General features: G+C 62.6%; 11 protein-coding genes. 3 read left to right on the top strand and 8 right to left on the bottom strand.

Annotated features, from left to right (window positions below; genetic code table 11):
- Nucleotides 1–63: 63 nt before the first annotated feature.
- Nucleotides 64–1,254 carry a hypothetical protein gene (locus tag AC04SF_RS25130; protein WP_096456933.1) on the bottom strand — a complete coding sequence of 397 codons (1,191 nt, stop codon included), beginning with the start codon at nt 1,252–1,254 and terminating at the stop codon, nt 64–66.
- Nucleotides 1,255–1,592: 338 nt separating this feature from the next.
- On the opposite strand from AC04SF_RS25130, the gene parC reads away from it, so the two are divergent.
- Both parC and AC04SF_RS25120 read left to right on the top strand, forming a co-directional pair.
- Nucleotides 1,593–3,845 carry a DNA topoisomerase IV subunit A gene (parC, locus tag AC04SF_RS25125; RefSeq protein ID WP_096456935.1) on the top strand — a complete coding sequence of 751 codons (2,253 nt, stop codon included), beginning with the start codon at nt 1,593–1,595 and terminating at the stop codon, nt 3,843–3,845.
- Nucleotides 3,846–4,094: 249 nt separating this feature from the next.
- Complete coding sequence (locus tag AC04SF_RS25120) at nt 4,095–5,309, top strand: AI-2E family transporter (protein ID WP_488479951.1); 1,215 nt, start codon at nt 4,095–4,097, stop codon at nt 5,307–5,309.
- Between the two features lie 16 nt (nt 5,310–5,325).
- Here the strand turns inward: AC04SF_RS25120 and AC04SF_RS25115 are convergent, their stop codons facing one another.
- The 3 genes from AC04SF_RS25115 to AC04SF_RS25105 all read right to left on the bottom strand — a co-directional run bounded on the left by AC04SF_RS25115 (nt 5,326) and on the right by AC04SF_RS25105 (nt 7,726).
- Nucleotides 5,326–6,222, bottom strand: a complete 897-nt coding sequence (locus tag AC04SF_RS25115; RefSeq protein WP_488479950.1) for a DMT family transporter — start codon at nt 6,220–6,222, stop codon at nt 5,326–5,328.
- A gap of 129 nt (nt 6,223–6,351) precedes the next feature.
- Nucleotides 6,352–7,116 (bottom strand): arginyltransferase, encoded by a 765-nt coding sequence (locus AC04SF_RS25110; RefSeq protein WP_095201618.1) that lies wholly within the window; start codon nt 7,114–7,116, stop codon nt 6,352–6,354.
- Nucleotides 7,117–7,255: 139 nt separating this feature from the next.
- The gene (locus AC04SF_RS25105) at nt 7,256–7,726 is read right to left on the bottom strand and encodes an RDD family protein (RefSeq protein ID WP_202350609.1); all 471 of its coding nucleotides are present in this window, start codon (nt 7,724–7,726) and stop codon (nt 7,256–7,258) included.
- 215 nt (nt 7,727–7,941) lie between these two features.
- Here AC04SF_RS25105 and sthA point away from each other — a divergent pair, with 215 nt between their 5' ends.
- On the top strand, nt 7,942–9,330 hold the full coding sequence (gene sthA / locus AC04SF_RS25100; protein ID WP_096456945.1) for a Si-specific NAD(P)(+) transhydrogenase: 1,389 nt from the start codon (nt 7,942–7,944) through the stop codon (nt 9,328–9,330).
- A 3-nt stretch (nt 9,331–9,333) separates the two neighbouring features.
- On the opposite strand, the gene AC04SF_RS25095 is transcribed toward sthA, so the two are convergent.
- Genes AC04SF_RS25095 through AC04SF_RS25080 form a run of 4 tightly spaced genes read right to left on the bottom strand, consistent with a single transcriptional unit; the run spans nt 9,334 to nt 13,734 of the window.
- A complete protein-coding gene (locus AC04SF_RS25095; RefSeq protein ID WP_488479949.1) occupies nt 9,334–10,440 on the bottom strand; it encodes a hypothetical protein in 1,107 nt (368 codons plus the stop codon).
- A complete protein-coding gene (locus AC04SF_RS25090) occupies nt 10,440–11,057 on the bottom strand; it encodes a 5-bromo-4-chloroindolyl phosphate hydrolysis family protein (protein ID WP_488479948.1) in 618 nt (205 codons plus the stop codon). Before AC04SF_RS25090 ends, AC04SF_RS25095 begins: the two co-directional genes overlap by 1 nt.
- 14 nt (nt 11,058–11,071) lie before the next feature.
- The gene (locus tag AC04SF_RS25085) at nt 11,072–12,643 is read right to left on the bottom strand and encodes a substrate-binding domain-containing protein (protein WP_488479947.1); all 1,572 of its coding nucleotides are present in this window, start codon (nt 12,641–12,643) and stop codon (nt 11,072–11,074) included.
- 11 nt (nt 12,644–12,654) lie between these two features.
- Complete coding sequence (locus AC04SF_RS25080; protein WP_488479946.1) at nt 12,655–13,734, bottom strand: toxic anion resistance protein; 1,080 nt, start codon at nt 13,732–13,734, stop codon at nt 12,655–12,657.
- Nucleotides 13,735–13,876: the final 142 nt, after the last annotated feature.

Below are 13,876 nucleotides of genomic sequence, written 5' to 3'. Positions count from 1 at the left end.
GATAATCCAAAAAAAAGCCCGGCATCGCTGCCGGGCTTTTTCTTGATCTTGAGGTCGCTTCGCTCAGTCCTCGTTCGCCTTGACGCTGACACCAAGCGTCTTCGGCAGGTCGAGCGGGTTGGACATGGCGCCCGCCATGATCAGCGCGAACGGCACCGATGCCGGCGGTTCGGCCGAGATTTCGAGGCTCTTCGGATCGTCGAGATATTTGCTGACCGCCGCAGTCACCTGCGCCGTCAGTTCCGGATTGTTGAGCTGCGCCATGCCGAACGGCACGATCGCCTTGGCCTGGTTGGCGATGTCCTTAGCCGACATGCCTTGCTGCTTGCCGACATAGTCCAGCACCTTGCCGGTCAGCGAATCGTCGTCGAAGCGGATCGAGGCGCTGTTGAAGGAAAGCTGCTGCAACAGGCCGAGCATGGCCATGCCTTGCGCCGAATTGTCGGCGCCTTCCGGCTGCGCGGCCATCTTCTTCTGCATTTCCTGCAGCGACTTGATGAAGTCCATCGTGTAGCCGCCGAGGTCGAAGGTCATGCCGAGCGTGCCGGCATTCTCGACGGAGATGTCGTATTTCGACAGCTCCATCTTGCCGTCCGAAGGCTGCCAGTTGCCGGCCATCTCAAAATTGCCGGAGATGTTCTGGTAGCCGAGCGCGTCGATAACTTCCTTGGACTTGGGATCGTCGACCAGCGACAGATCGGCGGTGAACTTTTCCGTGTTGCCGGTGAATTCCATCGCCTTGCCGTCCGCGGGCGGCGTGATCTGGATGGCAAGCCCGTCCATCGAGAAGGCGGTCTTGTCGGCGACCTTGACCGTCATGTTGGAGAGTTCAGCCGATTTGTACATCATCAGCGAGCCCAGCGGGCCGGTGGCGCCATCGGCCGGAACGGTCATGTCGTGGATGACGAAGGGGCTGAGATTGAGGGTGACGCCGTCCTTGCTGTGTTCGAAGGCCGAGGTCGAGACGGTGCCGATGTCGAAGCCGCCATTGGCCGCGGTCACGTTCTCGAGCTTGACGTCGCCGATGGTGAGGGCTTCCTTTTCCGCCGCCGGCTTGATGGCGACGCCCTGCAGCACCATGCTGGTGTTGTCGCCGGTGACGCCGGTCCAGGAGATGTCGACGCCCTGGGCTGCCAGCGCCGCCTTAAGCCGGTCGGCAACCGCGGCATCCTGGGCAAGGGCCGCATTCAGCGGCAGGGTGAACAAGAAGGTCGAAAGAGCGAATTTCCGGAGAGTTGAGCGTTTGATTGTCATCGCAAGGTCCCTGAGAGTGTCCTGAAATTGTTTTTCAATTCTTCGCGCCATCACCATTCCGTGACGAACTGGACGGGAAAAAGGCGTGTCCCGGCACAATGGTCAAAAATCGCGGTGAAAGGCAAACCCCATCCGAATGCTATTGGAGAATGCAGTGAATTTGGCATGAAGGTCGGGCCGTAGAGCGTTACCGTGCTTCGCAATAGATGTGGCATGTAACAGACTGATGTTGGCCGGCAAGCTCGACTTTGCTGTTTCCTGTTGCAGAACAGCGCACAAGTCGTCCGGTCCTGTGCGCGCCTCTTGCCGCGAATCACCCGCTCGGCTAGTCCCAGCCCATGGGAAAAAGGCTTTTGCCGCCTCAAGATGGCGGTGGCGATCACATTGAACCGGTCGATCTTAAGAAGGCGCTGGAAGAGCGCTATCTTGCCTATGCGCTGTCGACCATCATGCACCGGGCGCTGCCCGACGTTCGTGATGGGCTGAAGCCGGTCCACCGCCGCATCATGCACGCCATGCGCCTGCTGCGCCTCAACCCTGATCAGGGTTTCGCCAAATGTGCCCGTATCGTCGGTGAGGTGATGGGCAAGTTCCATCCGCATGGCGACCAGTCGATCTATGATGCGCTGGTGCGGTTGGCGCAGGATTTTTCGATGCGCTACCCGCTGGTCGACGGGCAGGGCAATTTCGGCAACATCGACGGCGATAACGCCGCCGCCATGCGCTACACCGAAGCACGCATGACCGACGTGGCGACTGAACTGCTCGCCGGCATCACCGAGGACGCCGTCGACTATCGGCCGACCTACAATGAAGAGGACGAGGAGCCGGTGGTGCTCCCCGGCGCCTTCCCGAACCTCCTGGCCAACGGCTCGTCCGGCATTGCGGTCGGCATGGCGACATCGATCCCGCCGCACAATGCGGCTGAACTCTGCGACGCGGCATTGCACCTGATCGAGCATCGGGACGCCCCGGTGGCCAAGCTGATGGAGTTCGTCCAGGGCCCGGATTTCCCGACCGGCGGCATCATCGTCGACAGCCGCGCCTCCATCCTCGAAGCCTATGAGACCGGACGCGGGGGTTTTCGCGTGCGGTCGAAGTGGAGCCAGGAGGATCAGGGCAGGGGCACCTGGAGCATTGTCGTCACCGAAATCCCTTATAGCGTGCAGAAGGCGCGGCTGATCGAGAAGATCGCCGAGCTGTTGATGGCGCGCAAGCTGCCGCTGCTCGAGGACATCAGGGACGAAAGCGCTGAAGACATCCGTGTCGTGCTGGTACCCAAGAGCCGTTCCGTCGATCCGGGTATCCTGATGGAATCGCTGTTCAAGCTCACCGAGCTTGAAAGCCGCTTTCCCCTCAACATGAACGTGCTGTCGCGCGGCAAGGTGCCTAACGTGCTGTCGCTGAAGGGCGTGCTGCAGGAATGGCTCGATCATCGCCGCGACGTTCTGATCCGCCGCTCGAAACATCGCCTGGGCGAGATCGAAAGACGGCTGGAGATCCTTGCCGGCTACCTGATCGCCTATCTCAACATCGACGAGGTGATCAAGATCATCCGTGAGGAGGACGAGCCCAAGCAGGTGATGATGGCCCGCTGGGATCTCACTGACACCCAGGCCGAAGCCATCCTCAACATGCGCCTGCGCGCTTTGCGCAAGCTGGAAGAGTTCGAGATCCGCAAGGAATTCGACGGCCTCACCACCGAGAAGAAGCAGATCGAGGCGCTGCTGGCGTCCGATGCCAAGCAATGGTCGACGATCAAGTGGGAAGTCACCAGCATTCGCGACAAGTTCGGCCCGGAAACCGAGCTCGGCAAGCGCCGCACCCAGTTCGCCGATGCGCCCGAGCACGATCTGACCGACATCGCCCACGCCATGATCGAGCGCGAGCCGGTCACCGTTGTCGTTTCGGAAAAAGGCTGGCTGCGGGCGATGAAAGGCCATCTGGCCGATCTCTCGACGCTGACCTTCAAGGAAGGCGACAGCCTCAAGCTCGCCTTCCACGCGCAGACCACCGACAAGGTGCTGGTCTTCACCACCGGCGGCAAGTTCTACACGATCGGTGCCGACCGGCTGCCCGGCGGGCGCGGTCATGGCGAGCCGATCCGCATCATCGTCGACATGGACAACGACCAGGACATCGTCACCGCCTTCGTTCATGATCCGAAACGCAAGCTGCTGCTGGCCTCCTATGACGCCAACGGCTTCATCGTGCCGGAGGAGGAAGTGGTCGCCAACACCCGCAAGGGCAAGCAGGTGATGAACGTCAAGGCGCCGGACGAAGCCAAGCGCTGCGTACCGGTGACCGGCGATCACCTCGCCATCGTCGGCGAGAACCGCAAGATGCTGGTGTTCGCGCTTTCGGAAATTCCCGAGATGGGCCGCGGCAAGGGCGTGCGGCTGCAGAAATACAAGGATGGCGGCCTGCTCGATCTCAAGCCGTTCACCTTGGAGACAGGCCTGTCCTGGCAGGATTCGGCCGACCGCACGTTCACCCGGTCGCGCGAGGAACTGGCCGAATGGATCGGCGCCCGGGCCTCGGCGGGGCGCATGGTGCCGAAGGGTTTCCCGAGGACGGGGAAGTTTGGGTAGCGGCCGTCCTTTCCTCCTCCCCTTGTGGGAGAAGGTGGCCGAGCGAAGCTCGGTCGGATGAGGGGTGCTCCAGGGAACACCAACGTCTCACTCCGCTGGAACACCCCTCATCCGTCTCGGCGCTAACGCGCCGATCCACCTTCTCCCACAAGGGGAGAAGGACGCTGCACATCATCATTTGGAGTATCGTCACGATTGCTGCACTATATCAGTGCATAACGGGGAAGGGTGTTTGAGAGAGACGGGCGTTTGAAGGAATCCAAAATCCAGAAACCGGAACGGCAGCAGCGCCTGTTCGGCCTGTCGACGCCGCTGCGGTCGGCTGTCATTCCGCCGCTGTCGGCGGCGCGCTGGCTGCTGGTGCTGATCGTCGCCGCCGGCGTCTATTTTTTCCACGGCTTCCTGTTCCCGGTGCTGGCCGCACTGGTCATCGCTTTCGCCAGCTGGCCGCTTTACCAGCGGCTGCTGGCTGGTGTCGGCGGCAACCGCACCATCGCCGCCACTCTGGCTATCCTGTTCATCCTTGCGTTCCTGGTGATACCGATAGCGCTTGCCGGCACCTATGCCATCAACGAGGTGCGCGAGTGGGTTGGCTGGGCGATCGAGACCAATCGGCACGGGGCCGTGACGCCGCACTGGATCGCGACCATGCCTGTCATTGGCGACTGGCTGAACGAACAATGGACGACCAATTTTGGTCATCCCGGCGGCATTGGTGAGCTGATCCAACTGGTCAGCGGCGCCAATATCGGCAGCATCTATCGCGGCGCGCTCGCCGCCGGCGGCAGTGCCTTTGGGCTGCTGCTGACGTTGCTGTTCATGATGATCGCCCTGTTCTTCGCCTATCGTGACGGCGAGCATTTCGCCGGCCAGGTCGACCGCCTCGGCGAGCGCATCCTGCCGACGCGATGGGAGCGGATTTCGCGTGTCGTGCCAGCGACGATTTCCTCGACGGTGACGGGCATGACCGTCATCGCCATCGGCGAGGGGTTGGTGCTGGGCATTGCCTACTGGCTGGCAGGCGTGCCGTCGCCGGTGACGCTTGGCGCCCTGACCGGCGTCATGGCGCTCATCCCCGGCGGGGCGCCTTTGTCCTTCACCCTTGTCTCGATCTACCTCGCCGCCAGCGGCTCGCCCATGGCCGGTCTGGCGCTGTTCCTGTGGGGCGCGGTAGAACTGTTCATCGTCGACAAGACACTGCGCCCGAAGCTCGTCGGCGGGCCGATAAAACTGCCCTTCCTGCCGACTTTTTTCGGCCTGATCGGCGGCGTCAAGACGATGGGTTTTCTCGGCCTGTTCATCGGCCCGGTGCTGATGGCGCTGCTGGTCGCCATCTGGCGCGAGTGGCTGCGCGAGGTGGAACTGGTCGACGAGATCGCAGCCGACTCGGCAGCCGAGATCGAAGCCGGTCCGCAGATCGAGATCCTGCCGGAACCTGGCGTGGCGAAGAAGGCCAGCGCCTGATCCCGAAAGCTTTGTTCTAGACTGGATGATGCACCGCGAGATCGGGTCGGCGCCTGCGGCCATCATGCAACTGCCAGAGCGAATGGGCGACCAGCGTGACGATCAGGATCGCGCCGCCGATCAGGCTGTTGCGGGTCGGTGCCTCGGCAAAGATCATCCACACCCAGACCGGCGCCAGCACGGTTTCGAGCAGGTAGAACATCGCCACTTCCGGCCCCGAAATGTATTTCGGCCCGGCGGCAAGGCAGAAGAACGAGATCGGCATGATGACGGCGCCGTTGAAGATGATCCACCAGGGCGCGTTCACGTGAAAGCCTTCGCCTGACACCATGAGGGCGGCGAGCGCCATCGGCAGAAGGACGCCGACCAGCGAGGTGAAGCCCATGTCCTTGCCGCTGGCGCGCGAAATGGTGATGGCGACCGCGATGAAGAAGGCCGAGCACAGCGCCATGAAATCGCCGAACAGCTTGCCGGTGCCGACCGACCCGCCGACGATGACCAGCACGCCGAGGATCATGATCGACATGGCGATGATCGTCACCAACTGCGGCCTCTCCTTCAGGAATAGCCAGGACAGCAAGCCCGCGAACACCGTGTTGAAGGCCAGGATGAAGACCAGATCGGCGGTCGAGGTGTGATAGACGGCGGTAACGAAGGTGATCCCGGTCAGCCCATAGCAGATCGCCACGATCAGGCCGGACCAGCCGGGGATGAGCGGCGGGGCGTTGCGGCTGAGCGCCCGCCAGACCGACCAGATGACCATGGCGGCGACGAATGTGGTGCCGGTGCGCAGCAGCATGATGGTCCATGCGCCACCATCGGCGAGGCGGATCAACGGTATGTCGACGGTCAGCGTCAGCCCGCCGATCGCGGTTATCAGAAGGCCCTTCTGGTGATCATGGTGAGCGGACATGCAGGAACTTTCGCAATGAAATGCAGGCCGACGGCTGACCGGTGCAATGGCGCACTCTCTGCAGCCAACCGGCTGAAAGACCAGCATCCCCTGCCTTGAAACAGTTTTAAGCGCGGATCGTGGAAAAACTCAGCGTGAAACCGCTTCGTTGGTGTAGCGCTCCCAGCCCTTGGGGCCGAGATGCTCCTGCGGCATGAAGCGCATCTTATAATTCATCTTGCGCGAGCCGTTGACCCAGTAGCCGAGGTAGACATGGGGCAGGCCCATCGCCCTGGCGCGGGCGATGTGGTCGAGGATCATGAACGTACCGAGCGAACGCTCCTCGAATTCGGGATTGAAATAGGAATAGACCATCGACAGGCCGTCGGCCATCTTGTCGGTGAGCGCCACCGCGATGAGTTCGCCCTGACCCTTGCCGGTGATGAACGTGTCGGGTCCGCGCCGCCTGTATTCGATCACCTTGGTGTCGACATGGGTGTCCTCGACCATCATGGCATAGTCGAGCACCGTCATGTCGGACATGCCGCCGCGGCGGTGTCGGGCATCGAGATAGCTGCGGAACAGTGAATATTGTTCGGTCGAGGGCTCGGCATTGTGCATGGCGCCGACGAGATCGGAATTGTGCTGCAGCACGCGCTTCATATTGCGGCTGGGGACGAATTCCTGGGCCAGGATGCGCACCGAAACACAGGCGCGGCAGGTCTCGCAGGCTGGCCTGTAGGCGATGTTCTGCGAACGCCGGAAGCCGCCTTGCGTCAACAGATCGTTCATCTCCGACGCCTTGTCGCCGACCAGATGCGTGAACACCTTGCGCTCGAACTGGCCGTCGAGATAGGGGCACGGCGACGGCGCGGTCAGGAAGAACTGCGGCGACTGGGTCGGATGCTGCGTCATCTAAGTCTTGGAAACACTCCTTCGAGTCGCTCTACCTTTGGCGCGGAAAGCGAAAAATTCAACAGGATTGTGAAGGTGCGGGCAATCGGATGCCTTCACATTTGCGCCGACGAGGCAGGAGCGCTCCCGAAAACCGCCTTTAACGGCCGCTGCGGCTGACCACCGTGCCGAGCAGAAGGTCATGCAGCGTGCGCTTGCGGTCGGAGAACAAGGTCACCAGCAGGACCAGCGGCGACAGGATTACGTTGCCCGCCCAGAACAGCACCGAATGGACGACCGCGGTCAGGCCGTCGATCGGCCGGCCGTCGAGACGGTCGAGGCGGATACCCATCATCTTCATGCCCGTGGTCGCCTGGTCGGCGCTGCCCAGCGTGTTCCAGATGTAGAGGATGGCGACGACCGGCACCAGGATGCCGAACAGCATCCAGCCAAGACCGAGGGTCAAAAGCCCGAGGAAGAACACCAGTATGGCGAAGGGAATGGTGAGCAGGGCGACGATGATGTAGTCGAGCACGAAGGCCAGGATGCGCCTCGTGCGCACGCCTTCATAGGCCCTGACATCGTCAAGCCTTGTGTTGATGATTTCACCGTCGAGAACGCGCGCGTTCATGTCATTTCCTCGTAACAGGGCCCGACTTAGGGTGCGGGCCGCTCGATGATGAAATGGTGAAGGCCTGTGCCGGAATCAAGGTCGGCGCTTTTGGGAGCGCAGGGATCGAGCGACGCAAGACACAATCCGAATCGGTTGAATTTGCCGCGCGGATGGCATTAGCTTGTTGCGGCGCAACAAAAGCACTCTGAAGCAGAGGCAGGGGACGGGGAAATATGGACTACGACATGCTGGTCATCGGCAGCGGCCCCTCGGGCCGCCGCGCCGCGGTGCAGTCGGCCAAGCTCGGCAAATCGGTGCTGGTGGTCGACCGCGGCCGGCGTCTCGGCGGCGTCTCCGTGCACACCGGCACCATCCCCTCGAAGACGCTGCGCGAGACGGTGCTCAACCTTTCCGGCTGGCGCGAGCGCGGTTTTTATGGACGCGGTTACAGGGTCAAGCAGGATATTTCCGTCGGCGACCTGATCGAGCGCCTGCACAAGACGCTCGATCATGAGGTCGAGGTGCTGCAGCACCAGTTTATGCGCAACACCGTCAAGAGCGCCCGCGCGGCGGTAAAATTTCTCGGCCCCAACAAGGTCAGCCTGACATCGGACAATGGCGACTACAGCGAAGTCGGCTTCGCCAATGCACTGATTGCGGTCGGCACCAGGCCACACCGGCCGCGCGACGTGCCTTTCGACAAAACCCGCGTCTTCGACAGCGACGAAATGCTGGAGCTTGACCGCCTGCCGCGCACGCTGACGGTGATTGGCGGCGGCGTCATCGGCGTCGAATATGCGACGATCTTTTCCGCGCTCGACGTGCCGGTGACGCTGGTCGAGCCGCGCAACTCCATCCTCGATTTCGTCGACCGCGAGATCGTCGACGATTTCATCCACCAGATGCGCGATCGCGGCATGACGATAAGACTGGGCAGCGCGGTGAAGGAAATCCGCTCCAAGCCCGAAGCCGCCGAGGTGGAACTGGCCGATGGCCGCACCATCCGGTCGGAGGTCGTGCTCTACGCCGCCGGCCGCACCGGCAATGTCGGTAGCCTGGGCCTCGACGTGGTCGGCATCGACGCCGACTCCCGAGGCCGTATCAAGGTCGATCCGCAGACCTTCCAGACCAGTGTGCCCAACATCTATGCCGCCGGCGACGTCATCGGCTTTCCGAGCCTCGCCTCAACCTCGATGGAGCAGGGCAGGGTGGCCGCCTGCCATGCTTTCGGCGTGACGTTGCCGCCGCCGCCGGAAACATTCCCCTATGGCATTTACGCCGTGCCGGAGATTTCAACCGTCGGCCAGTCCGAGGAACAGGTGCGTGAGAGTGGGGCCGCCTATGAGGTTGGCGTGGCGCGCTTTCGCGAGACCTCGCGCGGCCACATCATGGGCGTCAATACCGGCTTCCTGAAGCTGCTGTTCTCGATCGAGACACGCCGTCTGCTCGGCGCGCATATTGTCGGCGAGGGCGCCACCGAGCTCATTCACATCGGCCAGGCGGTCATCAATCTCGGCGGCACCGTCGACTTCTTCGTCAACAACACCTTCAACTATCCGACGCTGGCGGAAGCCTACAAGATCGCCGGGCTCGATGCATGGAACCGGATGGGGCGAGGGTAAGCCTTAACTGTCCATCTGGGCGAGCAGCGCAAGCATCACGTCGGCCGACGGCATCGGCAGCACCGCTTCGATCTCTGCCGGTCTGACGCCAGCGATGGCGTCGGCGTCACCCGCAACGGTGCCGAGCGGCCCGCGGAACCCGTGCTTGGACCAGGCGAGCTGTTGCAGCTTCGGGCTGGTCAGCGCCTCCAGCAGCCTGTCGACCGCCGAATCGATGACGATCAGCGGATGCGCGGAGTAGACGGTCGGTCGGGGATAGAGGATTTCCGGCTTGGCGCCAGCGCCGTCCTGCACCCTTTGCCAGCGTGCCGGGTCGGCGAGCGCCCATTCGACCAGCTGGTTTTCGTAGCCGACCACCATCGGCTCGGCGCCAAGGCCGCCGGCAATGTACTGGTCGAACAGTTTTCCCGACGACGACGATTTCAGCCCCATGCTGCGGAAGATCGCCTTGGCCTGGTCGCCGTGCTGCGCAAGCAGCTCCTGCGTCGCTACGTCGCCGCTCATCAGGCTCAGCACCAGGCCGGCGAACATGAAGCCGGAATTGGAGCGGTTGGGGTCGGTGGAGACGATGCGTGCCCGGCCATAAAGCTCGCCGATGCCGAGATCCGACCAGTTCTTGCCGGCCAGAATGGCTTCGAGAAAGGCCTTGAGGTCGAGTTGGTTATAGCCGCCCTTGGCGGCGACCGTGACCAGGCCGCTCTTCTTCAGCCCTTCGACAACCGGTCCCCAGGTATAGATGACCAGCGGCGAGTTCAGCACCACCTGGTCGTTGCGGATCGCGACACCGCTCTTGCGGGCGAGATCGACCATGATCGAGGAGGATGGCCACAGGAATTGCGGTTTCTGCGACAGAAGTGCTGCTTCCCGCACCATCTCGACCGAACCGGCGACACGTGCGTCCAACTCCAGCCCGTAGCCGCCCAGTGCATGGACAACATCCGGATCGACCAGGAACGCCTGCTTCTCGCCACCGATGAAGCCGAACAGATGCGCCTTGTTGCCTAGATAGCCGCGGAATTCGGGGCGGTCCTTGAGTGTCAGATAGCCGCCGGTGCCGGCGGCGGCCGCACCCAGCAGACCCAGTCCAAAGGCGCGGCGCGAAATGGCCATCAGCGACCAATATCCTCTTTGAGCGACTCCTGAATGAGTCGCAGGTCCACGTCGAGCGTGCCGAATTCGGAGTCGGCGAGGCTATCGGCATAGTGCACGAATCCGTCCTGAAGCTTGGTGATCACCGCGCCGACATTCGCCAGCCGCGCCTGACTGGGCGCGCGTCGGTTTGCCAGCGTCGCATAGCCCTCCGCCACCTCTGCCGCCTGCGGCACGTAGTAGGTGAGGAACCTTCGCACCGAAGGCGCGCTGTCGGGCTTGGCCTCGACCCTGGAAATCACATCGGCGGCGATGTCGGAGAGGTTCTTTACCTTCGCTTTCATCTCTTTGTCGGCAATCGTGCCTGCCGCCGCGGCAAGCCTATCCGCGGCCGGTTGGGCCTGTGCCAGAAGCTCGCGGGCGAACGCCACCCGGCTGCCGCCGATCGAATTCAGATCGAGGCCTTCGAACAGCTGGCGCGGTGCCAGCACGAACACCAGCCCGGCAAAGACAAGTGCTGCGATGATCGCCGATACCAGGAACGGAAAATGGGTGAGCAGGCTCAGCCCGACCAGCAATGCCGCCGAGACGAGGCCCGCCACGATCCAGTTCCAGTCGTTGCCGAACAAGCCACGCATCCTAGCCGCGCATCTCAGTTGTAGCCGCGGGCGGCGCGGAAGGCGCCCGCCAGATCGCCGCTGCCATCGAACACGCGTGCCGAAGTTGCCTTGGCAAGACTGTCGAGCTGGCTCTTGTCGGCATCGCCGAAGGTGATGCCGAACACCGGCACACGCACCGGTGCGTTGCGCCATTGCTGAAGGAAGAAGTCGGCGCTGCCATCCGTCCTGCCATCGGTCATGATGATGATCGCCGGCAGGTATTTTGGCAGATCCGGTGTCGCGGTGATCTGCTGCAGCGCCTGCTGGGCGCAGGCATACATATCGGTGCCGCCGCCCGCGCGCTGGTCGGCGACGGCAGAGAGCAACTGGGCTTGCCCGGCCGCATCGCCGGTTGCTGCGAAATTGGCGCGCACGACGCTGTCGAACGGCAGCACGAAGATGTGGTCGGACGGCGTCCACTGCACCAGCACCTCGCTGGCCTTTTCCGGCGTGAACAGGAATTGCGCGGCGGCCTGCAACTGCTTCTCGCCCTTGTCTTCCATCGAGCCGGAGAAGTCGAAGCACAGCGCCGTAAGCGACGGTTTGCGCAGGGCCTCCTGATAGAGGTCGAGCGCCTTGCGGATCACCGCCGGCTCCGGCATGCGGATCGACGTCACCAGTTTGCCCGGGTCGAAATTCCAGTCGGGTTCGGCCGCGGCCTGGATGGCCGAGCCGCCAAGCGGCAGCCGCCGGCCGGTGTCGGCGATGCGCTTGCGCACCGCGTCCGACTGCAGATAGGCGAGCAGATCGGTGAAGAATTTTTCGACGTCCGGGCCGCGCCCATGGTCGATGAAGCCGAGCGGCGAATCGCCGACCGCGACGCCGTCGGCCGGATAGACGGCGTAGAGCGGCTCCTTGCCCATCTGCTTCAGTTTGTCGTTGGTCTCCTTCAGCGTCGCCTCATAGTTCCACATCGCGTCGTAGACGGTGCCCTTGCCGGCGCTGTCGACATAGAGATCGGCAAGCCAGCCCGACGAGCCGGATGAACGTTCGACGCCCTGCAGCAGGGCGCTCACCGTTTCGCGCACGTTGGGATTGTCGAGATCGCCAGGCTCGATCACTTCCTTGCCGCCGAGTGCGCTGGACAGCATGGCGAGATAGGCACTGGCGCCGGAATTGGACTGCGTCGCCGACGTCATCAGGAATTTGAGCTGTCCGTCTTTCACCGCCGCCAGGATGTCCTTCATGAAGACCGGCTTGCCGACCCAGCCGAGCTCCGCGGCCTTGGATTTGCGCACGCCCACAATGACCGGCATCTGCGCGATCGAGGTCAAATTGCGCACTCTGCGGCCGCTATCGAACAGGTCGACCCAAACGCTCGAGGCCGGCCAGACCGCATCCTGGTCGAGGCCGGCAGGTCGTTGCAGGCCAAGGCCGATGTCGAGCGAACCTTCATAGGCAAAGGTGCAGGTCACGCCCTGCTTGGCGCAGAATTCCTGCACGATCGGCTCCAGAACCGTGTTCTCGGAGCCGGAGACGATCGAGAACTTGACGTTGCTCGAGTTGCAAGCGGCCAAAAGCACCGCGAAGACCAGCAACAGAACGGACGTCAGCGTCTTCGGCATGGCGGTTCCGATCAGCCTTGAGTCAGCGCTTTCTTCAGATCGAGCGTCATCTGGTCCATTTGCTTTTCAGCGTCGGCCCGCTTATGGCGGCCCTCCTGCTGGACCTTCAGCACACCTTGCACCGTATCGATGAGGTCGCGATTGGCCTGCGCCAGCGTCTCGACATCGACGATGCCGCGCTGCGCCTGCTCCTCGATGGAGATCGCCTGATCCTTCATCATCTTGGAGGTCTGGCGGATCATCTCGTTGGTGGCGTCCGTCACCGTCTTTTGCAGTTCGAGCGCCGATTTCTGGTTGGTCAGCCCAAGCAGGATGACCATTTTCTGCTTCCAGGCCGGCACGGTCAGCGCCGAGGTCGCCTGCAGGTTCTCGATCAGGGTCTCGTCGCCGGACTGGACGATGCGGATCTGCGGCAATTGCTGGATGCCAAGCTGGCGCGCCTGCACGAGGTAGAAGACACGCTTTTCCAGACGATCCAAAGCTTGCACCGCGTCCTGATAGGTCTGCGCCTCCAGCGTGCCGCCGACATCACCGCCGGTCTTATCCGCCGCGGCCTTCAGTTTCGGCAGTTCGTTGGTGCGATAGTCGTCGACGAATTTCTTGCCCGCCTGCACATAGGCATCGAGCTTGAGGATGGAATCTTTCGTCTGCTCGTGCAGATCGTCGAGCACGGCGATGTCGCGCCGCAGCGTGTCCTTGTGACGGTCGAGCTCGAGGCCGATGCGGTCGATCTGCCCGGCCACGTCCGCGTATTTTTCCTTGAAGCGCTCGAGCCGCGCCTTGAACGAGGAAAACAGATTGCTCAAAAACCCCTGATCCTTCAGCGAGGCCGGATCGAGGTTCTTGGCCTTCATGATGATATCGGTCAGCAGGTCGCCGGTGTCGCCGAGGTCACGGTTGCGCAACTGGGACAGGATCTTGTCGGCATAGTCGCTGACGGCCTGCTGGGCGCGGTCGCCGAACACCGAAATCGCCGCCCGGTCGCGCACGTCGATGCTGTTTTCAATCCTGGCGATCTCGGCCGGATTGGCCGCGATGACAGGCAATTGCGACGTGTCGTCGAGCAAAGTGACGCTGTTCTTGTCGGCCATGCAGACCTCCCCTCAGTGAACAGCATCTCGATAGACCGGATGTAACAGGTATATGTCGCCGCTGTGGACAACTGAAGGCCCGGGCCATTTCGTTGGTGAATAGTTGCTTTTGTCGCACTTATTCTGTCGCTTCCGGTCCCGA

The organism is Mesorhizobium sp. CNPSo 4671 (assembly GCF_057784245.1).
The sequence above is the reverse complement of the archived record's forward strand: the minus strand, read 5'-3'. Positions and strand labels throughout refer to the sequence as shown.